Source organism: Solwaraspora sp. WMMA2059 (genome assembly GCF_027497315.1).
Classification (GTDB): Bacteria; Actinomycetota; Actinomycetes; order Mycobacteriales; family Micromonosporaceae; genus Micromonospora_E.
The window spans coordinates 4084452-4104033 of sequence record NZ_CP114908.1; the positions used below are offsets into that span (position 1 = coordinate 4084452).

21 protein-coding genes are annotated in these 19582 nt (G+C 70.7%); 6 read left to right on the top strand and 15 right to left on the bottom strand.

All coding sequences use genetic code 11. The annotated features are described in order from the left end of the window. Window positions 1-27: 27 nt before the first annotated feature. The 9 genes from era to hrcA all read right to left on the bottom strand — a co-directional run bounded on the left by era (window position 28) and on the right by hrcA (window position 7811). On the bottom strand, window positions 28-933 hold the full coding sequence (gene era, locus O7553_RS18630) for a GTPase Era (protein WP_281550999.1): 906 nt from the start codon (window positions 931-933) through the stop codon (window positions 28-30). Continuing rightward, window positions 930-1310, bottom strand: coding sequence for a cytidine deaminase (locus O7553_RS18635; RefSeq protein WP_281551000.1), 381 nt, complete (start codon window positions 1308-1310; stop codon window positions 930-932). The genes era and O7553_RS18635 overlap by 4 nt, the downstream gene beginning before the upstream one ends. Then, window positions 1303-2709: a hemolysin family protein gene (locus tag O7553_RS18640; protein WP_281551001.1), complete on the bottom strand. Its 1407-nt coding sequence runs from the start codon at window positions 2707-2709 to the stop codon at window positions 1303-1305. Before O7553_RS18640 ends, O7553_RS18635 begins: the two co-directional genes overlap by 8 nt. Further along, window positions 2706-3173 carry an rRNA maturation RNase YbeY gene (gene ybeY / locus O7553_RS18645; RefSeq protein WP_278170664.1) on the bottom strand — a complete coding sequence of 156 codons (468 nt, stop codon included), beginning with the start codon at window positions 3171-3173 and terminating at the stop codon, window positions 2706-2708. Before ybeY ends, O7553_RS18640 begins: the two co-directional genes overlap by 4 nt. 17 nt (window positions 3174-3190) lie before the next feature. Then, the gene (locus O7553_RS18650; RefSeq protein WP_281551002.1) at window positions 3191-4249 is read right to left on the bottom strand and encodes a PhoH family protein; all 1059 of its coding nucleotides are present in this window, start codon (window positions 4247-4249) and stop codon (window positions 3191-3193) included. 128 nt (window positions 4250-4377) lie between these two features. Continuing rightward, window positions 4378-4728 (bottom strand): histidine triad nucleotide-binding protein, encoded by a 351-nt coding sequence (locus O7553_RS18655; RefSeq protein WP_281551003.1) that lies wholly within the window; start codon window positions 4726-4728, stop codon window positions 4378-4380. 70 nt (window positions 4729-4798) lie between these two features. After that, the gene (locus tag O7553_RS18660) at window positions 4799-5542 is read right to left on the bottom strand and encodes a 16S rRNA (uracil(1498)-N(3))-methyltransferase (RefSeq protein WP_281551004.1); all 744 of its coding nucleotides are present in this window, start codon (window positions 5540-5542) and stop codon (window positions 4799-4801) included. Between the two features lie 42 nt (window positions 5543-5584). Continuing rightward, entirely contained in the window at window positions 5585-6718 is a 1134-nt protein-coding gene (gene dnaJ / locus O7553_RS18665; protein WP_281555662.1) for a molecular chaperone DnaJ, read from the bottom strand. Window positions 6719-6788: 70 nt separating this feature from the next. After that, window positions 6789-7811, bottom strand: coding sequence for a heat-inducible transcriptional repressor HrcA (gene hrcA, locus O7553_RS18670; protein WP_281551005.1), 1023 nt, complete (start codon window positions 7809-7811; stop codon window positions 6789-6791). 382 nt (window positions 7812-8193) lie between these two features. On the opposite strand from hrcA, the gene O7553_RS18675 reads away from it, so the two are divergent. After that, entirely contained in the window at window positions 8194-8763 is a 570-nt protein-coding gene (locus O7553_RS18675) for a DUF4870 domain-containing protein (RefSeq protein WP_281551006.1), read from the top strand. Window positions 8764-8851: 88 nt separating this feature from the next. On the opposite strand, the gene hemW is transcribed toward O7553_RS18675, so the two are convergent. Then, entirely contained in the window at window positions 8852-10075 is a 1224-nt protein-coding gene (gene hemW / locus O7553_RS18680; RefSeq protein ID WP_281551007.1) for a radical SAM family heme chaperone HemW, read from the bottom strand. Window positions 10076-10092: 17 nt separating this feature from the next. On the opposite strand from hemW, the gene O7553_RS18685 reads away from it, so the two are divergent. From O7553_RS18685 to O7553_RS18695, 3 genes are all read left to right on the top strand, one after another. Next, window positions 10093-10893 (top strand): enoyl-CoA hydratase-related protein, encoded by an 801-nt coding sequence (locus O7553_RS18685; RefSeq protein ID WP_281551008.1) that lies wholly within the window; start codon window positions 10093-10095, stop codon window positions 10891-10893. Window positions 10894-11147: 254 nt separating this feature from the next. Next, window positions 11148-11936, top strand: coding sequence for a hypothetical protein (locus O7553_RS18690; protein ID WP_281555663.1), 789 nt, complete (start codon window positions 11148-11150; stop codon window positions 11934-11936). 256 nt (window positions 11937-12192) lie between these two features. Further along, window positions 12193-13095: a phytanoyl-CoA dioxygenase family protein gene (locus O7553_RS18695; protein WP_281551009.1), complete on the top strand. Its 903-nt coding sequence runs from the start codon at window positions 12193-12195 to the stop codon at window positions 13093-13095. Window positions 13096-13233: 138 nt separating this feature from the next. Here the strand turns inward: O7553_RS18695 and O7553_RS18700 are convergent, their stop codons facing one another. From O7553_RS18700 to lepA, 3 genes are all read right to left on the bottom strand, one after another. Beyond that, window positions 13234-13512, bottom strand: coding sequence for a GlsB/YeaQ/YmgE family stress response membrane protein (locus tag O7553_RS18700; protein WP_281551010.1), 279 nt, complete (start codon window positions 13510-13512; stop codon window positions 13234-13236). 105 nt (window positions 13513-13617) lie between these two features. Continuing rightward, entirely contained in the window at window positions 13618-14139 is a 522-nt protein-coding gene (locus O7553_RS18705; RefSeq protein WP_281551011.1) for an NUDIX hydrolase, read from the bottom strand. Further along, window positions 14136-16022: a translation elongation factor 4 gene (gene lepA / locus O7553_RS18710; RefSeq protein WP_281551012.1), complete on the bottom strand. Its 1887-nt coding sequence runs from the start codon at window positions 16020-16022 to the stop codon at window positions 14136-14138. Before lepA ends, O7553_RS18705 begins: the two co-directional genes overlap by 4 nt. A 193-nt stretch (window positions 16023-16215) precedes the next feature. Between lepA and O7553_RS18715 the strand changes: the two genes are divergently transcribed. Next, the gene (locus tag O7553_RS18715) at window positions 16216-17241 is read left to right on the top strand and encodes a phosphotransferase (protein ID WP_281551013.1); all 1026 of its coding nucleotides are present in this window, start codon (window positions 16216-16218) and stop codon (window positions 17239-17241) included. 209 nt (window positions 17242-17450) lie between these two features. Then, window positions 17451-17717, top strand: a complete 267-nt coding sequence (gene rpsT, locus O7553_RS18720) for a 30S ribosomal protein S20 (protein ID WP_278170679.1) — start codon at window positions 17451-17453, stop codon at window positions 17715-17717. Window positions 17718-17838: 121 nt separating this feature from the next. Here the strand turns inward: rpsT and O7553_RS18725 are convergent, their stop codons facing one another. Together O7553_RS18725 and holA are read right to left on the bottom strand one after the other, a co-directional pair. Then, window positions 17839-18492, bottom strand: a complete 654-nt coding sequence (locus O7553_RS18725; RefSeq protein WP_281551014.1) for a hypothetical protein — start codon at window positions 18490-18492, stop codon at window positions 17839-17841. After that, window positions 18489-19475: a DNA polymerase III subunit delta gene (holA, locus tag O7553_RS18730; protein WP_281551015.1), complete on the bottom strand. Its 987-nt coding sequence runs from the start codon at window positions 19473-19475 to the stop codon at window positions 18489-18491. The genes O7553_RS18725 and holA overlap by 4 nt, the downstream gene beginning before the upstream one ends. Window positions 19476-19582: the final 107 nt, after the last annotated feature.

Below are 19582 nucleotides of genomic sequence, written 5' to 3' on the forward strand. Positions count from 1 at the left end.
TCAGGAGAACCTCCCGAAGACACCAGGTCAGAAGCCCAGTTTGCGCAGCTGCCGGGGGTCACGCTGCCAGTCCTTGGCCACCCGGACGTGCAGGTCGAGGTAGACCCGGCTGCCGAGCAGCTCCTCGATCTCCTTGCGGGAGCGGGTGCCGACGTCGCGCAGCCGGCTACCGCCGGCGCCGATGACGATCGCCTTCTGACTCGGCCGCTCGACGTAGATGTCAGCGTATATCCGGATCAGCGAATCCTCTGGGAGCATCTCCTCGACGATCACCGCGATCGAGTGTGGCAGCTCGTCCCGTACGCCCTCCAGCGCGGCCTCCCGGATCAGCTCGCCGATCAGCACCTGCTCGGGCTCGTCGGTGAGCATGTCGTCCGGGTAGAGCCGGGGAGATTCGGGCAGGTGGCCGGTCATCACGTCGACCAGGGTCTGCACCTGGTGGCCGGTGGCGGCGCTGACCGGCACCACGTCGGCGAAGTCACCCAGCTCGCTGACCGCGAGCAGCTGCTCGGCGAGTCGGTGCCGGTCGACCAGGTCGGTCTTGGTGACCACCGCCACCACCGTCGCCTTGAGCTCGGCGATCTCCCCGGTGATGAACCGGTCGCCCCGGCCGACCGGCTCGTCGGCCGGGATACACAGCCCGATCACGTCGACCTCACTCCAGGTCTGGCGGACCAGGTCGTTGAGGCGTTCGCCGAGCAGCGTCCGCGGCCGGTGCAGCCCCGGGGTGTCGACCAGGACGAGTTGCGACTGCGGCTGGTGCAGTACGCCCCGGATCACGTGCCGGGTGGTCTGCGGCTTGCTGGAGGTGATCGCGATCTTCTGCCCGACGATCGCGTTGGTCAGGGTCGACTTCCCGGCGTTCGGGCGACCGACGAAACAGGCGAAGCCCGCCCGGAAGGTATCCGGCGGAGACGATCCGCGCGAGCTCACTGGCGTACCGTGCCGAGCAGTGTGCCGTCCGGGGCAGCGACGTGGACCGGCGCGTCGGTGGCCAGGTCCCGCACCACCGCGTGCCCGGCACCATCCAAGGTGGAGGCTTCGGTGACCACGGCGGCGGCCTCCAGCCGGGTGGCCCCGGACGCGACCGCCGACGCGACCGCCAGCTGCAACGCGGTCAGCGTCAACGACGGCAGTGCGACGTTAGCCCCGGCGTAGGTGCGCCCGTCCTGGTCCCGTACGGCGGCGCCCTCGGCCGCCCCGATCCGGGCCCGGGCGCTGCGGGCCAGCACGACCAGCTTGCTGTCCTCGGCGCTGATCTGCGGCTCCGGCTCCGACCCGGCCGGCGTGGCCGACGGCGACTCAGGCATCTGCGTGCTGCCTTTCCTCTGTTCTGGCATGACGGTGGTCCTTGCCGTCCGCGGTGTGCTCGGCCGACGGCTCGGCCGGCTGGTCGACGGTCCGGCGTACCAGGACGGTGTCCACCCGGTTGCGCCGGCCGGTGGTGCCCTCGGCGACCAGCCGGAGGCCGGCGACGGTGACCTCCGCACCGGGGATCGGCACCCGGCCGAGCAGGTGGGCCATCAACCCGCCGACCGTCTCGACCTCGTCGTCGGAGATCTCCACGTCGAACAGCTCGCCGAGGTCCTCGACCGGCAGCCGGGCGGTCACCCGGACCCGGTCGTCGTCGAGTCGTTCGACCGGTGGCCGCTCGACATCGTACTCGTCGGTGATTTCCCCGACGATCTCCTCCAGGATGTCCTCGATGGTGACCAGTCCCCCGGTGCCGCCGTACTCGTCGACCACGATCACCAGGTGGGTACGGGCGGCCTGCATCTCGGAGAGCAGGTCGTCCACCGGCTTGGACTCCGGCACGAACGTCGCCGGGCGCATCAGCTCGACCACCGGGACCTCGTCGCTGCCCGGCCCGACCGCGTGGGCCCGACGGACCACGTCCTTGAGGTAGATGATGCCCACCACGTCGTCGACGTTGCCGCCGATCACCGGGATCCGGGAGAAGCCGGACCGCAGAAACAGCGCCAGTGCCTGGCGCAGCGTCTTGTGCCGTTCGATCCACACCATCTCGGTCCGCGGCACCATCACCTCGCGGGCGATGGTGTCGCCGAGCGCGAACACCGAGTGGATCATCTGGCGCTCGCCGTGCTCGACGACACCGCGCTGCTCGGCGAGGTCGACGAGCTCCCGCAGCTCGATCTGGGTGGCGAAGGGGCCTTCCCGGAAGCCCTTGCCCGGGGTCACCGCGTTGCCGATCAGGATCAGCAGCGAGGCCAGCGGGTTCAGGGCGCGGCCCAGGCCGCGGACCAGCGGCGCGGTCGCCCGCGCCACGACGAAGGCGTGCTGGCGACCGATCGTACGCGGACCGACGCCGACCACCACGAAGCTGACCACGGTCATCGCCCCGGCGGTGACCAGTGCCGCCGTCCAGCCGGCGCCGAAGGTGTCGACGGCGACCAGCGCGACCAGGGTGGTGGCGGTCAGCTCGCAGAGCAGCCGGAGCAGCAGTAGCAGATTGACGTGCCGGACCGCGTCCGCGGCGACGATCTGCAGGGCCCGGGCGGAACGGCTGCCGTCGCGGGCCAGCTCGGCGGCCCGGGCCGGCGAGACGACGACCAGCGCCGCCTCGGTCATCGCGATGATTCCGGCCAGCACCACCAGACCGGCGGCGATGACCAACAGTTGCAGGTCCGGCAGCCCGGTGGCTGTCGCAGCGGCGGCCAGCGGGGTGCCGGTGGTATGGCCAGAGTTCACGTGGCCCGGGCTTCCTTCCAGCTGTAGAGCAGGCGAGCCTGCAACTCGAACATCTCACGTTCCTCGTCCGGCTCGGCGTGGTCGTAGCCGAGCAGGTGCAGCACCCCGTGCACGGTGAGCAGGTGCAGCTCGTCGGCGGCGGCGTGCCCGGCGGTGGCCGCCTGCTTGGCGGCCACCTCCGGGCAGAGCACGATATCGCCGAGCAGGCCCGGCTCGTCCGGGCTCGACTCGCCCGGACCGTGGTCGACGCTGCCCTCGTCCATCGGGAAGGCGAGCACGTCGGTCGGCCCGTCGCTGCCCATCCAGCGGTGGTTGAGCTCGGCCATGTAGTCCTGGTCGACCAGCAGCACCGACAGCTCCGCGAGCGGGTTGACGCCCATCTCGTCCAGCGCGTGACGGGCGACGGCGAGCACCGCGTCGGTGTCGACGTCGATTCCGGACTCGTTGGCGATCTCGATGGACACGTGTCTCTCCCGAAGCTCTATCGGCGCCGGTTCGCCCGGCCACCGTGGGCGGTCCGGCCCTGGACCGCGTGGACGCCCTGATTCTGCTGTGCCTCGCGGTCGGCGTCCCACCGGGCGTACGCGTCGACGATGTCGCTGACCAGCCGGTGGCGCACCACGTCGGTGCTGGACAGCTGCGCGAAGTGCACATCGTCCAGGCCGGTGAGGATGTCCCGCACGGTACGCAGCCCGCTGGAGGTGCCACCGGGCAGGTCGACCTGGGTGATGTCGCCGGTGACCACGATCCGGGAACCGAAGCCGAGCCGGGTCAGGAACATCTTCATCTGCTCGGCCGTGGTGTTCTGCGCCTCGTCGAGGATGATGAAGGCGTCGTTGAGGGTGCGACCCCGCATGTAGGCCAGCGGCGCGACCTCGATGGTGCCGGCCGCCATCAGCTTCGGGATGGAGTCGGGGTCGAGCATGTCGTGCAGCGCGTCGTAGAGCGGACGCAGGTAGGGGTCGATCTTCTCGTAGAGCGTGCCGGGCAGGAAGCCGAGCCGCTCACCGGCCTCGACCGCCGGCCGGGTCAGGATGATCCGGTTGACCTGCTTGGCCTGCAGTGCCTGCACCGCCTTGGCCATCGCGAGGTAGGTCTTGCCGGTGCCGGCGGGGCCGATGCCGAAGACGATGGTGTGCGCGTCGATCGCGTCCACGTACCGCTTCTGGCCCAGGGTCTTGGGCCGGATGGTCCGCCCGCGCCGGGAGAGGATGTTGAGGGTGAGCACGTCGGCGGGGCGCTCACTGCCGCCCTGCGCCAGCATGCCGACGGTACGCCGGACCGCGTCGGTGGTCAGCGTCTCGCCCTTGGCGATGAGCTCGAGCAGCTCGCTGAACAGCCGCTCGGCGACCGCGTTGTCCGACGGCACACCGGTGATGGTGATCTCGTTGCCGCGTACGTGGACGTCGCTGGCGAGGGACTGCTCGACCAGCCGCAGGATCTCGTCGCCTGCGCCGAGCAGGTTGACCATGATCTGCTGGTCCGGGACGGTGATCCTGGTCTGCACCCGGGCCTGCCCGGGAGGTGGAGTGCCGGTCATGGGTCGGCCTGACGGCCTTTCGCACCTGCTTCCATTTCAGCGCCCCGACCCGGTCGGCCGTGGCGGGCGGACTTGCTGCCATCGTATCCGCTCAACGCCCGGCGCAGCGGCTCCATTTCCGCCGGTTGTCACCGGGACAGCAGCGGACCGAGCGGTGCTCCGCCGAGCACATGGGCGTGCACGTGGAACACCTCCTGACCGGCGTACCGGCCGGTGTTGAAGATCAACCGGAAGCCGTCCGCAGCGAGCCCTTCGGCCTGCGCCACTGCGGCCGCCGTGGCCAGCAGCTCGCCCGCGACGGCGGGGTCGGCCGTGGCAAGCGCGGCGACGTCGGGGTGGTGCTGCTTCGGTATCACCAGTACGTGGGTGGGTGCCTGCGGGTGGAGGTCCCGGAACGCGACCGTGTTGACCCCGTCGTACAGCAGGGTGGTCGGCAGTTCCCCGGCGGCGATCCGGCAAAAGACACAGCTGTCGCTCACCCGACGGATGGTAGCGGTGACCGGGGTCCGGCCGGTCCACCGCCGCGCCACCAGCGCCTCAACCACCGCGCTACCAGCGGTCCAGCCGACCGGAGAGCAGGGCGAGTGCCGCGACACCGGCGGTCGACGTCCGCAGCACCGCCGGGCCGAGCCGCACCGGCCGGGCCCCGGCGTCGACGAAGGTGGCCAGCTCGGCGTCGTCGATCCCGCCTTCCGGCCCCACCACCAGCAGCACCGACCCGGTGGTCGGCAGGTCGGCGACGGCCAGCCGCTGCTGCGCCGACTCGTGCAGGACGAAGCTGGCGGCCGACGCCGCGCACCGGGCGGCGACCGCGTCGGTGGGCTCGGCCGGCTGCTGGTCGGACCCGCCGATCGTCGGCAGCCACGGCCGGCGGGCCTGTTTGGTGGCCTCCCGCGCGGTGCCGACCCATCGTTGCCGGGCGCGGGCACCACGGTCGTCGCGCCAGCGGGTCACCGAGCGGGCGGCCGCCCACGGGACGATCTCGTCAACCCCGACCTCGGTCATCGCCTGCACCGCCAGCTCGCCCCGGTCGCCCTTGGCAATGCCCTGCGCCACCACCAGCCGGGGGTCGGCGGCGCTGACCTGCCCGGTGTCGGTGATCCGCAGGTCGAGCTGGTGCCGGCCGACGGCCTCGACCACCGCGTCGGCGACACCGCCGCGCCCGTCGGCGAGCCGCAACCGCTCACCCGGGCGCAGCCGGACCACCGTGGCGGCGTGGTGGCCCTCCGGCCCGTCGAGGGTGTGACCCGGCCCGGTCGGCAGGCGCTCGACGAGAAACAGTGGGGCGCTCACGTCGGATCGGTTCTCCGCTGCTGCTCGGCGGCCGGCGTCGGGTCAGCCGTGGCCGTTGAACGCGTCGCGCATCCGGGAGAAGAACCCGCCCTGCTTGGTCAGCTCGGCGACCTCCTCGCCCCGGGCCTTGGCGAACTCCCGCAGCGTCCGCTCCTGCTCCGCGTCGAGCTTGGTCGGGGTACGCACGTCGAGGTGCACGTAGAGGTCGCCGCGGCCGGTGCCGCGCAGATGCGGCACGCCGCGCCCACGCAGCCGCAGGGTGGCACCCGGCTGGGTGCCCGGCTTGACGTCCACCGGCTCGTCGCTGTCCAGGGTCCGGATGGTCAGCCGGGTGCCGAGCGCCGCGGCGGTCATCGGCACGGTGACCCGGCAGTGCAGGTCGTCACCCTTGCGGGAGTAGACGTCGTGCGGCCGCTCGTGGATCTCGACGTACAGGTCACCGGCGGTGCCCCCGCCCGGCCCGACCTCGCCCTGCTGGGCCAGCCGGATCCGCATCCCGTCCTCCACCCCGGCGGGGATCTTGACGGTCAGCGAACGTCGGGTCCGCACCCGGCCGTCGCCGGAACAGGTGGTGCAGGGGTGCGGAATGACGGTGCCGTAGCCCTGGCAGGCGACGCAGGGCCGGGACGAGACCACCTGGCCGAGGAAGGTCCGTTGCACGGACTGCACCTCGCCGCGCCCGCCGCACGCCTCGCAGGTCGCCAGGTGGGTGCCGGCCGCGGTGCCCGCGCCGGAGCATGTGGTGCAGATCACCGCAGTGTCGACGGTGATCGGCGCTTCCACGCCGAACGCGGTGTCGGTCAGATCGAGCTCGAGGCGCAGGATCGCGTCGGCGCCGGGGCGGGTCCGCGACCGGGGCCCACGGGAGCCGGCCGCCGCCCCGAAGAAGGCGTCCATGATGTCCTGGAAGCCGACGAAGGGCCCGGCCCCGCCGGGGCCGCCGCCGGGCGCGCCGCCGGGCGCCAACGGGTCGCCACCGAGATCGACGATCTGCCGCTTCTGGTCGTCGGAGAGCACCTCGTACGCGGCGTTGATGTCCTTGAACTTGTCAGCCGCCACCGGATCCGGATTGACGTCCGGATGGTACTGCCGGGCCAACTTGCGGTAGGCCCGCTTGATGTCGTCAGCGGAGGCGTCCCGGCTCACGCCGAGAATCCCGTAGTAGTCCTTGGCCACTGCGTCTGGTGTCCTCATGTGTCAGTCTCGCATGTGCAGTTCGCCGGGTCGTTTTGATCCTGCCCGCCGGTCAGTTCTGCGCCAGCAGATCGCCGACGTAGCGTGCCACGGCGCGAACCGTGGCGATGGTGCCGGGGTAGTCCATCCGGGTGGGCCCCAGCACGCCGAGGCCACCGACCATGACAGTGCCCGGACCGTAACCGGTGCTGACCACGGATGCGGCCCGCAGATTGTCGATCTCGTTCTCGTCGCCGATGCGGACCCGCAGGGTGCTCGGCTCCACCTCGCCGATCAGTTTGAGCAGGACGACCTCCTCCTCCAGTGCCTCCAGTATCGGGCGCAGGGAGCCCTGGAAGTCGAGTAGTCCCCCTCTGGCCAGGTTAGCGGTCCCGGCCAGGGCGAGGCGTTCCTCGTGCCGCTCGACCAGCGTCTCCAGCAGGACCGTCGAAAGCGTGGTCATCGCCGGTCGCAGGTCCGCTGGCACCTCGTCGACCAACGCCTGGACCAACGGCGGGGTATCGGAGAGCCGACAACCGTCGAGCTTCTCGTTGGCCAGCCGACGCAGGTCGGTCACGTCGTCGGCACTGATCGGGGCCGGCAGCTCCACCAGTCGCTGCTCGACCCGGCCGGTGTCGACGATCAGGACCAGCATCAGCCGAGTGGTCGAGATCGGCACCAGTTCCAGGTGCCGGACCGACGACCGGGACAGGCTCGGGTACTGCACCACCGCGACCTGGCGGGTGAGCTGGGCGAGCAGCCGGACGGTGCGGTGCACGACGTCGTCGAGGTCGACGGCGCCGGCGAGGAAACGTTCGATCGCCCTGCGCTCGGCCGGGCTGAGCGGTTTCACCCGGGACAGCCGGTCGACGAACAACCGGTAGCCACGGTCGGTCGGGACCCGCCCGGCGCTGGTGTGCGGCTGCCGGATGTAGCCCTCCTCCTCCAGCACCGCCATGTCGTTACGGACGGTCGCCGGTGACACCCCGAGCTGGTGCCGCTCGACCAGCGCCTTGCTGCCGACCGGCTCCTGGGTGGCGACGTAGTCCTCGACGATCGCCCGGAGCACGTCGAGTTTGCGGTCGTCGAGACCCATCTGCACCTCCTCCGCTGACACCGGTCGGACCGGTCCGAGGCTACGGTCCCGGCCGTCACGGCGGCCGGTGGGTGGCCGGACCGACGACGGACGCCGTTGCTGGCACTCGCCGGTTGTGAGTGCCAGCATACGTCGATCGGGCCGGGCCGGCGATGATCAATTCGCCGGGCGGGGGCGTACCGGGCGATATGTCACCAGACGCACTCACCCTGTCGGATCGGGCGGTTCACTCGGGCTCGGATCGGTCGGCCGGCGGGCACCGTAAGGCCGGCCGGCCAACCCAGCGCAAGCCGACCGACCAGCGGAGACGGCCTACCCGGACGGGAAATTCGTCGGCGGGGCTAACTGGCGCGGCTTGATCCCTCCCCCTACCGTGTCGGGCATGACTGAACCACCTCGCCCACCAGGGGAGTACGGTCCCGGCGGCATGCCGCAGGACCCCAACTCCCCGCCGCCACCTCCAGCGTCCTACTCGATGCCGGGCGAGGCCTCCTCTCCCGGATACCCCCCGCCGCCCGGCGGCGCGAGCCCGCCCCCCGGCGGATACCCCCCGCCCGGCGGTTTCCCGCCCGGCGGTCCGGCGTACGGAGGTCAACCCCCGTCCGGCTACGCCACCAACGACGACAAGACCTGGGCGCTGATCGCCCACTTCGGTGGCGCCCTGGGCGCGTTCATCAGCTTCGGACCGCTCGGTTTCGTCGGCCCGCTGATCGCCTACCTGGTCAAGGGTCAGCAGTCACCGGCCGTACGGGCGCATGCGCTGGCCGCGCTCAACTTCCAGATCCTCTGGTCGGCGATCGCCTTCGTGCTGCTCTTCGTCAGCTGGTGCCTGTTCTTCATCCCCAGCCTGGTGGTGTTCGCGATCCAGATCATCTTCGGGATCATCGCGGGCGTGAAGGCCAACGAGGGGACGCTGTACAAGTACCCGATGTCCGCCAACTTCATCAAGTGACGCCGCTCGCCCCCGGATCCGTACCGGCTCCGGGGGCGTCACCGGTGGTGACAACGGGCCACCCACGGAAGGTCGCCCAGCAGCGGTTTCACGGCAGCAGGTCACGGACGATCGCGTCGGCCAGCAGCCGGCCACGCAGGGTCAGTACCGCCTGCCCGGCAGTGAGCGCTTCGGGGTCGAGTAGTCCGTCGTCGCCGGCCCGCCGGGCCGCGACCCGGCCGGCCGGGGCCAGGCGCGCCAGCGGCAGCCCACTGGCCAGACGCAGCCCCAGCATCACCTCTTCGAACTGCTGCTCGGTGTCGGTGAGTAGTTCCCGGCCGTGGCCGGGCGACCGTCCGGCGGCCAGCCGCTCGGCGTACGACCGGGGATGCCGCACGTTCCACCAGCGGACCCCGCCGACGTGGCTGTGCGCCCCCGGCCCGAGCCCCCACCAGTCGCCGCCGGTCCAGTACAACAGGTTGTGCCGGCACCGGCCGGCGTCCGACCGTGCCCAGTTCGACACCTCGTACCAGTCGAATCCGGCGCCGCTCAGGGCCGACTCGGCGGCGAGGTAGCGGTCGGCGGCGACGTCGTCGTCGGGGTACGGCAGTTCGCCGCGCCGCATCCGGGCCGCCAACCGGGTGCCGTCCTCGACGATCAGCGCGTACGCGCTGACGTGGTCCACCCCGGCCGCCACCACCGCCGCCAGCGACTCGTCGAAGTCCGCCGCGCTCTCCCCCGGCGTACCGTAGATCAGGTCGAGATTGACGTGCTCGAACCCGGCCTCCCGGGCCTCTCGGGCGGCGGTGACCGCGCGGCCCGGCGCGTGCCGGCGGTCCAGCACGGCGAGCACCGCCGCCGCGGTCGACTGCATGCCGAGCGACACCCTGGTGTAGCCGGCGGCGCGCAGCGCCCGCAGCGACGCCGGCGTCACCGACTCGGGGTTGGCCTCGGTGGTGACCTCCGCGTCGGCGGCCAGCCCCCAGGTGGCGTCGATCGCGTCGAGCAGCCGGGCCAGTGCGTCGGCGGGCAGCAGACTCGGCGTGCCGCCGCCGACGAAGACCGTGTCCACCTGCCGAGGCGGCCGGTCAGCCAGGACCTTCGCGGCCAGCTCCAGCTCGGCCAGCACGGCGTCCAGGTACTCCCCGACCGGTGCGCTGCCGCCGAGTTCGGCAGGCGTGTACGTGTTGAAGTCGCAGTAGCCGCAGCGGGTGGCGCAGAACGGCACATGCAGATAGACCCCGAAGCCGCGCCGGCCGCTACGGGCGAGCGCGGATGGCGGTAGCGCCCCGTCGGCGGGCACCGGCGTACCGGCGGGTGGTGCTCCTGGCATGGGACTAGTGTGCCGGCATGGATGAGCCCCGACCCACCAGGTCCGCGCAGCCACTGATCCGCACGGCCACCGCCGCCGGGATCACCACCCTGACCCTGGACAGCCCGGGCAACCGCAACGCGCTGTCCACCCCGCTGATGACCGACCTGCTCGCCGCGTTGTCCGCAGCGGTCGCCGACCCGCAGGTCCGGGTGGTGGTGCTGAGCCACACCGGGCCGGTCTTCTGCTCCGGTGCCGACCTGAAGGAGACCGCTGAGGCGTACGCGACCCGGCAGGTGCCGGTCGGGATGCTCGGCGACGTACTGGCGGCGATGTGGGAATGTCCCAAACCGGTGGTGGCCCGGGTCGGCGGCCCGGCCAGGGCCGGCGGGCTGGGGCTGATCGCCGCGGCCGACATCGCGATCTGCGACGCGGCGGCCACCTTCGCCTTCACCGAGGTACGGCTCGGAGTGGTCCCGGCGGTGATCTCCGCCACCGTGCTGCGCCGGCTGCAGCCACGGGCGGCGGCGCAGCTGTACCTCACCGGTGAACCGTTCGACGGTGCCCGGGCGGCGCAGATCGGTCTGGTCAGCGCCGCCGTACCGGCCGGGGAGCTGGACGCCGCGGTGACGGCGAGCTGCGCCGCGCTCGTCCGGGGCGCTCCGGGCGCCCTGGCCGGCACCAAGCAGCTGCTCCGGCGCACTCCGCCGACGGACATCCGGGCCGAGACGGCCGAGCTGCGCGAGCTCTCCACCGGATACTTCCTCTCCGACGAGGGCCGCGAGGGCGTACGGGCGTTCCGCGACAAACGCGACCCGAGCTGGCTGCCGGGACGGTGAGCACGGATACTCGCCCCGAAACGGGGTAACTCCGGCGTACGGGGCCGAGGCGTACGGCGTAAGGGTCGGGTACGGCAAGCGCGCGGGGCCCTCTCCCGCTGGACGACACAACCGTCCCTGGTGTACCAAAGGTCCCAGCAATACGCGTGGGGGTGACGGTGCGGGCTCGGACGGTGCTGGTGCTGGTCGCCGTGCTGGCGGCAATCGCCCTGTTGGGCGGGGTCGGCCTGGGCCGGTGGATCGGCGATTTCGCGTTGCCCGGTGGTTATCGGGGTTGCACCGTCGAGCTGCCCGATTCCATGCCCGGGGCCGGCGACGGCCAGTTGCGCCGGGTGACGCTCGATCCGGAGCAGATGGCGAACGCCGCCACCATCGCGGCGATCGGAGTGCAGCGCGGGCTGCCGCCGCGTGCCGTGGTGGTGGCGCTGGCGACCGGGTTCCAGGAGTCCAAGCTGCGCAACCTGACCGGCGGTGACCGGGACTCGGTCGGATTGTTCCAGCAGCGACCCAGCCAGGGGTGGGGCACGGTCGAACAGATTCGCGACACCAGGTACGCGACGAACGCGTTCTACGCCGGCCTGGAACGGATCCGGGGCTGGCAGGACATGCGGGTCACCGACGCCGCCCAGGCGGTCCAGCGGTCGGCCTTCCCCGAGGCGTACGAGAAGTGGACCGACGAGTCGCAGGTACTCACCGCCGCGCTGCTCGGCGAGGCCACCGGCGCGGTCGCCTGCACGGTGACCCAGGATCCGGTGATGCGGGGTGCCGAGGCGACGGCGGCGCTCACGGACGGTCTGCGGCTGGACTGGGGCGGGCTGGAGTCGCTGCTGCCGGGACCGACCACGCCGTCACTGAGCGTTCCGGCAGAGAACACACAGGCCGGGTGGCGATATGCGCACTGGCTGGTTTCCCATGCCACTGATCACGGCGTCAAAAGGGTCACGTTCGGCGATCAGGAATGGACTGCGGAAGGCGGCAGTTGGTCGTCGATTTCCGGCAGTGAGATCGAGACCGGGCGGGTGATGGCGGAGGTCTTCGCCTGACGTCGACAACTGCCCTCTGGTTGCACATCTTAACTGACAGTTAGCGCAACATGTGGCAAATTATACAATCCGGACATCTCGCACGATGCTCCTGTACCGAAAGTGCGTGCCCCGACACCTCATGTGCGATCAACTGTGGCCGACCACACGGCCCGCGAATTGCTGACAATCGGCCCGGGCGGGCCGGCCGAGAGGCGGGCTAGGATCGGCATCCGCCAGGCCCGAATGGGCGCACCACCGACAGGACGGGAAAGTTGTGTTCGATTACGGCGGGCGGACCGGTTACGAAGCGATCAGCGACATCGACCGCAAGGAGTTCCACGAGCAGGGCTTCCTCCTGCTGCGCAATGTGCTGACCGAGGACCACCGAGCGGCACTCGAGGCCGCGGTCGACCGGGTGTACGCCGAGGAGAAGGCCGCCGGTAAGACCACCGCCGACGGCACCCTGCACCTGCTGGGCTTCCTGGACCGCGACGAACTCTTCGGCGACCTGCTCACCCATCCGATCGCGTTCCCCTACATGTGGGGGCTGGCCGGTTGGAACATCTACACCCACCACAACCATCTCGACGTCACCCCACCGGCGCTGGAGCCGGAGAAGCCGTACTGGGGGTGGCACCAGGACGGCTACCGGCAGAACTCCGACCCGGAGACGATGGACCCGAACCTGCCCCGGCCGATGTTCTCGCTGAAGGTGGCCTACGTCCTGTCCGACCTGTCGGAGACCGGCCGCGGCGCCACCAAGGTGATCCCCGGCAGCCACCTGCGCAACTCCCTGCCCCGCCCGGCCGACCTCACCGTGCACAACCCGGATCCCGAGGGTACGGTCGAGATCACCGCCAACCCGGGCGACGCGTTCATCTTCGACCGCCGGCAATGGCACTCCCGGTCGACCAACCTGTCCACGATCACCCGCAAGATGCTGTTCATCGGGTACACGTACCGCTGGATCCGCCCGTTGGACGAGTTGCATGTCGACAAGGACGGCCAGTGGTGGGCGAACCGGACCCCGGTGCAGCGACAGCTGCTCGGCGAAGGCACCCACACGGCGAACTACTGGGGCATCAACTGGGACGGCTACATCGACGACGAAATCCCGCTCCGTAAGGAACTCAAGGAGCGTGAGCTGCTCGACCGCAGCATCCCCTGGCTGCGCTGACCAGCGGTCACCGGGTCCGTCGTCGGCATCCGCCCCGCCTGTGCCGGGGATGGGCGCCGACGACGGACCAGGTGCCGTCAGCTGTCGATCGCGCGGTCAGTCCGTCGGCCCGAGCGCTCGGCCAGTCGACCCGGCCAGTCAGTACCGGCTCATGCTGCGGCGGCCACCGACCCCGACGACCAGTGCCACACCGACCGCGGCCAGAATCACCTGCACGAAGAACTCCCGCCAGTCGAAGCCGGCGGTGCTGGCGAAGCCGCCGGCACGGGCGATGACAGTGCCCAGCAGGGCGGCACCGACGCCGATCAGCATAGTCAACCAAATCGGGATGTTCTGCTTGCCCGGCACGACCAGACGGCCGAGCGCACCGATAATGAGGCCGACGATGAGTGCGGTGATGATGCCCATGACGCTCATCTTTTCTCCTCCTTGTCGGAGATGTCGCGTTGTCCTTGGTGACCGCTTAGTTCCCGGCCATCGCGACAACCAAACCGATTCATCTCCGCCGGACGAGCAACCGCGTCAGCGTCCGAAGGATGCCGCCACGTCCCGTACCGCCGCGTCCATGGTCGTGAAGGCCAGCGACGGCGGCTCGGCGAGGGCGAACCAACCACACTCGGTGGCCTCTGCCGGATCAAGCCGGATCCGGTCGCCGACCAGGGTGGCCAGGAAGAAGCACTCCAGCACGCTCAACGTCTCGTCCTGGAACTCGTACTCACCCAGATAGAGGCCGACCAACGCACCGAGCTCGACCTCGACGCCCAACTCCTCCCGGCACTCGCGCAGCGCCGCCGACCGGGGGTGCTCCGCCCCGTCGCAGAACCCGCCCGGGGTCTCCCACTGACCAGCCCGGGGCGGTTTGGCCCGTCGGATGGCCAGAAACCGGGTACGGGCGGGGTCGGTCACCACCACGTTGACCGTCGGCCGGGAACTCTGGAACAGCTGGTAGTCGCAGCCACCGCAGCGAACCGGCGGCGGGCCGGGAAGCCCGGCACCGCACCGCGGGCAGTACGCCGCGCTCGGGCCGTACCCACGGGGGATCACCGCTTGCCGCCGGACTTCCCGTCCGAGCCACCGCCATCCGAGGTGGACAGGGCCGCGATGAACGCCTCCTGCGGCACCTCCACCCGGCCGACCATCTTCATCCGCTTCTTGCCCTCTTTCTGCTTCTCCAGCAGCTTGCGCTTACGGCTGATGTCGCCGCCGTAGCACTTGGCCAGCACGTCCTTCCGGATCGCCCGGATCGTTTCCCGGGCGATCACCCGGCTACCGATCGCCGCCTGGATCGGCACCTCGAACTGCTGGCGGGGGATGAGGTTGCGCAGCTTGGCGGCGATCGTCGTGCCGTAGCTGTACGCCTTGTCCTTGTGCACGATCGCGCTGAACGCGTCCACCGGCTCGCCGTGCAGCAGGATGTCCACCTTGACCAGGTCGGACGGCTGCTCGCCGGAAGGCTCGTAGTCCAGCGAGGCGTAGCCCTTGGTCCGGCTCTTCAGCTGGTCGAAGAAGTCGAAGATGATCTCGGCGAGCGGCAGCGTGTAACGCAGCTCCACCCGGTCGGCGGAGAGGTAGTCCATGCCCTGCAACGAGCCGCGCCGGCCCTGGCACAGCTCCATCACCGCGCCGACGTAGTCGTTCGGGGTCAGTACGGTGGCCCGGACCACCGGCTCGTGCACTTCGGCGATCTTGCCGGTCGGGTACTCGCTCGGGTTGGTGACGGTGGCCGTCTCGCCGTCCTCCATCACCACCCGGTAGACCACGTTCGGGGCGGTCGAGATCAGGTCGAGGTTGAACTCCCGCTCCAGCCGCTCCCGGATGATCTCCAGGTGCAGCAGCCCGAGGAAGCCGCAGCGGAATCCGAAGCCGAGCGCGCCGGAGGTCTCCGGCTCGTACGTCAACGCCGCGTCGTTGAGCTTCAGTTTGTCCAGCGCCTCGCGCAGCGCCGGGTAGTCGGAACCGTCGATCGGATACAGCCCGGAGTACACCATCGGCCGCGGGTCCTTGTAGCCGCCGAGCGGCTCGGTCGCCGGCCGACCGTTGATGGTCACGGTGTCCCCCACCCGGGACTGCCGTACATCCTTCACCCCGGTGATCAGGTAACCGACCTCGCCGACACCGAGCCCGTTCGCCTTGATCATCTCGGGCGAGATCACCCCGATCTCCAGCAACTCGTGGGTCGCGCCGGTGGACATCATCTTGATCCGGTCGCGGGCCTCGATCCGCCCGTCGATCACCCGGACGTAGGTCACCACCCCCCGGTAGACGTCGTACACCGAGTCGAAGATCATGGCCCGCGCCGGTGCCGCCGCGTCACCAACCGGCGGGGTGAACTGGCGGACGATCTCGTCGAGCAGGTACGGAACGCCTTCCCCGGTCTTGCCGGAGACCCGGATGCAGTCGGCCGGATCACCGCCGATCAGATGCGCCAGTTCCTCGGCATACTTCTCCGGCTGCGCCGCAGGCAGGTCGATCTTGTTGAGCACCGGGATGACGTGCAGGTCGTTCTCCAGCGCCAGGTAGAGATTGGCCAGCGTCTGGGCTTCAATCCCCTGCGCCGCGTCGACCAGCAGGACCGCGCCCTCGCACGCGGCGAGCGAGCGGGACACCTCGTAGGTGAAGTCGACGTGCCCCGGGGTATCGATCATGTTGAGCACAGCCGACTCGCCCTGACGTTCACCGGCGCGGATCGTCCAGGGCATCCGTACCGCCTGGCTCTTGATCGTGATGCCGCGTTCCCGCTCGATGTCCATCCGGTCCAGGTACTGGGCCCGCATCTGGCGCGGGTCGACCACCTCGGTGAGCTGGAGCATCCGGTCGGCGAGGGTCGACTTGCCGTGGTCGATGTGCGCGATGATGCAGAAGTTCCGGATGCTGCCGGGTTCGGTGGCACCGGGGGCGTTCACGCCGGAGTCGGGCGTCGGAGGCACGGTGGTCCGTTCTGCTGGGCTGGAGTCCGTCGTCTCAGCCGGCGTCGCCGGCCGCCACCTATGTTCCCACGGCCCGATCGTCGGGGTGGCCATGCCCACCACCGGGCCACCCACCGGGCCACCCGGGTGGCACCCGCGTGCCGGCCGGGTGCCGCTGCCGGGGTTCGTGGCGGCGGCGCGGCAGGATGGAGGGGTGGCTACAGTGCGGTTGCCCGCTATCCGGTACGACGCGACATCGGTCCGACCCGCCTGGGCGGACCTCCCACCCGACCTACGCGCGGCGATCTGTGGTCGGCTCGGCAGCCCGGTGACCTGGGCGACCAGCGCCGGCGGCGGCTTCACCCGGGGCTTCGCCGCGACACTGACCACCTCCGCCGGTGAGCGGGTGTTCGTCAAGGCGGCGTCGCTGGTCGAGCAGCGACACCTCAGCGACTGGTACGCCCGCGAAGCGGCGCTGACGGCCGAACTCCCGGCCCAGGTGGCGGCGGCCAGACCGCGGTGGACACTCACCACCGCCGGCTACTTCGTACTCTGTCTCGACGCTGTCGACGGCCGGATGCCGGCGCTGCCCTGGGCTCCGGCCGAGCTGGACGCAGCCCTGGCCAGCTGGGCGGGCGCGGCCCGCGCCCTGCGCCGGCCGCCGGCCGGGCTGGTCAACATCGGTCTGCCCGGGCTGGCCGACCTGGCCAGCGCCGACCTGGCCTGGTGGCAGGAGATCGCCGCCGGCCGGGAAGCCATGCCGGTGTTCGATACCGACACCGACGGCGACGGGCTGCTCCGGCGGCACCTGCCAGAGCTGGCGTCGCTGGAGGCGGACCTGCCCCGCCTGGTGTCCGACGACGCGGTCATCCACGGCGACCTGCGTCTCGACAACCTGCTGATCGACCGGACCGGGATGGCGTGGATCTGCGACTGGACCTGGGTGTGTCACGGTCCCGCCTGGTTCGACACGACGAGCCTGCTGGTCACCGCGTACGCCAGCGGCCTCGACGCAGACGCGCTGTTCGCCCGGCACCCGACCGCTGTCGACGCGCCGCCCGGCGGGCTGGACGCTGCGCTGGCGGCGCTCTCCGGCTACTGGCTGACCCGGGCGTCCGCCGGGCCCACCGGCGCCTCGCCGCATGTCCGCGCCCACCAGCGGTTCAGTGGCGAGACGGCGTTGGCCTGGCTGGCCGCCCGGCGTGGTTGGTCCGGCCCGTTTTGGCCGGCGCACCGATGAGCTGGTAACCTTGCCCTTCGCGCGTGGCGACACGCGTCGCCAGCATGCATCCCGGTTGTCGGGCCCGACCATCCGTCGGACTCCGGCACCTGTCCGGACCGCCACTGCGTCGGACCCGGTCACCGGGATGACTCGGGCGGACGCGTACGCCGCAAACGGATTGTCATTTTGGTCGTTTCGATTTCGGATGAGCAGGGCGAGGCTGTCGCGTGGCGAACATCAAGTCCCAGATCAAGCGCAACCGGCAGAACGAGAAGCGTCGGCTGCGGAACAAGTCGGTCAAGTCGGCGCTGAAAACCGCCGTCCGTAAGTTCAACGAGGCCAACGCGAACGGCGACACCGAGCAGGCTGCCGCGCTGATGCGGGAAGCCAGCCGCAAGCTCGACAAGGCCGTCAGCAAGGGCGTGATCCACAAGAACCAGGCGGCGAACCGCAAGTCCGCGATCGCCAAGCGCCTGCAGTCGATCGGCTCCTGACGAACCCGCTCCCACCGGCCAGCCGACCTCGCGAGGTCGGCTGGTCCGTGTTGGGTGACCATTGCCACCAGCCGGGCCCAACCCAGCTGAGCTGCGTCGGTCCCGACCCAACTGGTTCACGTCACTCGGGTGCCGGTGGTTGGTGATCGCTGAGCTGACCGGTGTGAAGCACGTTCAGCAGCACCGTCGGCGCGGCAAGCGCAGCAGCGGTAGCGGAGTTGGCTCCGACGGTCTGCAGGAAGACCGTCGGAGCCGCGAGGGCCGCACAGGTCGCCGCTGACGCAGTAGCCGTCGCGGCTGTCGCCTCGACGTGGGCGCCGCCGATCCGCCTGATCCGGATACCGGGGCCGGTCTGGATACCGGGGCCGGTGCCGCCAGCCGGAAACGCCGATCCGGTCCGGGTACCGGTCACCGACCGTACGGGCTGCCCGGCCGCCAAGACCACCTCACGACGGAATATCTCCTGTTCCCGCTCGGGGACCAGCTCCGCCGACCGCTCGACCGCACCGGCGACCAAATCGTTGATCTTTACCATGACGGCCACCGCGACCGGCAGGACCAGCATGCCCCACCAGGGAATGAGTTCCGCCAGGGCGAGCAGCCCACCCAGCACGAAGCTGCCCTCGAAGAAGGCCAGACAGGTCAGCCCGCTGGGCTGCAGGTACCGGAGCCGTAGCGCCCGGGCGTAGACCGGTTGGAACTCGTCCTCGATGGCGTCCTGCTCGTCGGCCGGGTCCAAATGGTCACGCGGATCCCGATGGTCGCGGCCGCTCACCGCTGATCACCACCGCTGCGCCGGGCCTGCGCGACCGCGACAACGGCCCGCTCCAGTGCGTAGTCCCGGTCGTCCGACCCGCCCTTGACATCGGCGTTGCACCGCGCCGCCGCGTGCATGGCATCAACCAGGCCTTCCGCGCTCCAGCCCCGGCTCTGCCGTTGCGCACGCTCGATCTTCCACGCGGGCATGCCGAGACTGCTCGCCAACTGGTACGGGCTCCCCCGACCGGCGGACGCGACCCGGGCCACGGTACGGATGCCGTCGGCGATCGCGTCGGCGATCGGCACCGGATCGACTCCGACGTGCAGGGCCCACCGCAGTGCTTCCAGGGCTCCCGACACGTCGCCGATGATCGCCGCGTCCGCCACGGTGAATCCACTCACTTCGGCGCGACCCCGGTAGTACCGGGCCACGGTCGCCGCGTCGACCCTGCCGCCCGTGTCCGCCAGCAGTTGGGCGCAGGCCGCGGACAGCTCTCGCAGGTCGTTGCCGACGGCGGCGAGTAGTGTCTCGGCGGCGTCGTCGGTGCACCGGCCGCCGGCGCGGCGGAACTCGTCTCGGACGAAGGCGACCCGTTCCCGGTGCCCCTTGAGCTTGGCCGCCGGCACCACGGTCGCCCCGGCCGACCGCAGCCCGTCGGCGAAGGCCTTCCCTTTGGCGCCGCCCGCGTGGGTGACCAGCAGCGTCACGTCCGGATCGGGTTGCTTCGCGTACCCGAGCAACGCGGCGGTCAGGTCCTTGCGGGCGTCCTGGCCACTGCGCAGCACGAGCAGTCGCCGACCGCCGAACAGGGACGGGCTGAGCATCTCGGCGACCTCGCCGGCACTGACCGCGCCCGCCTCGTACTCCCGTACGTCGGCGTCGGGATCGGTGGCCCGGGCAGCCTGGACGGCTTCCGTCACAGCCCGAGTGACCAGAAGTTCCTCGTCCCCGAGCACGAGTACCACGGCGGGCGGGGCGGCAATTTTCACGCCCGCCATAGTCGCACGGGTCGTACCACCGAGATCAACCCCCAATTTCTCGCAGAGTAGTTGTTCGATCACGCTCCGATAATAGGGACATTTGCCAGCGAGCTGTCACGAACAGC

Coding starts and splice junctions, on each gene's coding strand:
- O7553_RS18635 (WP_281551000.1), bottom strand. CDS start 1,310: ATGCCTGAGTCGCCGTCGGCCACGCCGGCCGGGTCGGAGCCGGAGCCG.
- O7553_RS18650 (WP_281551002.1), bottom strand. CDS start 4,249: ATGACCGGCACTCCACCTCCCGGGCAGGCCCGGGTGCAGACCAGGATC.
- hrcA (WP_281551005.1), bottom strand. CDS start 7,811: ATGGGTCTCGACGACCGCAAACTCGACGTGCTCCGGGCGATCGTCGAG.
- O7553_RS18675 (WP_281551006.1), top strand. CDS start 8,194: ATGACTGAACCACCTCGCCCACCAGGGGAGTACGGTCCCGGCGGCATG.
- hemW (WP_281551007.1), bottom strand. CDS start 10,075: ATGCCAGGAGCACCACCCGCCGGTACGCCGGTGCCCGCCGACGGGGCG.
- O7553_RS18685 (WP_281551008.1), top strand. CDS start 10,093: ATGGATGAGCCCCGACCCACCAGGTCCGCGCAGCCACTGATCCGCACG.
- O7553_RS18700 (WP_281551010.1), bottom strand. CDS start 13,512: ATGAGCGTCATGGGCATCATCACCGCACTCATCGTCGGCCTCATTATC.
- holA (WP_281551015.1), bottom strand. CDS start 19,475: ATGGCGGGCGTGAAAATTGCCGCCCCGCCCGCCGTGGTACTCGTGCTC.